The organism is Streptosporangium vulgare, from assembly GCF_042428775.1.
Lineage (GTDB): Bacteria > Actinomycetota > Actinomycetes > Streptosporangiales > Streptosporangiaceae > Streptosporangium > Streptosporangium vulgare.
This window is the reverse complement of the sequence record NZ_JBHMBS010000208.1, coordinates 1-502: the sequence shown is the minus strand read 5'-3', so window position 1 is coordinate 502 and position 502 is coordinate 1. Positions and strand designations below refer to the sequence as shown.

The following is a 502-nucleotide window of genomic DNA, read 5'->3' as shown; positions in this document are numbered from 1 at the left end:
GCCTGCGACAGGAACCGGAACGCCTCCGGCGCCCGCCGCACATCCCACGACCGCACCGGCAACGGCCGCACCACCCCCCGCCCGAACAAATCGAGCATCTCCTCCAGCATCCGCCGGATGTGGTCGGGGCCGGAGTCGATCAGGTCGAAGGCGGCGTACTCGACCCCCGGGTACGTGTCACCGACGGCGGCGGCGTCGCGGATGTCGGTCTTGCCCATCTCGACGAACCGGCCGCCCCGGGGCAGCAGGCGCAGGGAGGCGTCCACGAACTCGCGGGCGAGCGAGTTGAGCACCACGTCCACGCCGCGGCCCTGCGTGCCCGCCAGGAAGTACCCCTCGAAGTCCAGGTCGCGGGAGGAGGAGATGTGCTCGTCGTCCAGGCCCAGTGAGCGCAGCACCTCCCATTTGGCCGGGCTCGCCGTCGCGAACACCTCCGCGCCGAGGTGGCGGGCCAGCTGGATCGCGGCCATGCCCACCCCGCCGGCACCGGCGTGCACCAGCA

Annotated in this window: 1 protein-coding gene; it reads right to left on the bottom strand. The window is 72.5% G+C overall.

Going from position 1 to position 502, the window contains the following annotated elements; translation table 11 throughout:
- On the bottom strand, positions 1-502 hold a 502-nt coding region (locus tag ACFFRH_RS44730; protein ID WP_386164248.1), incomplete at both ends, for a zinc-binding dehydrogenase.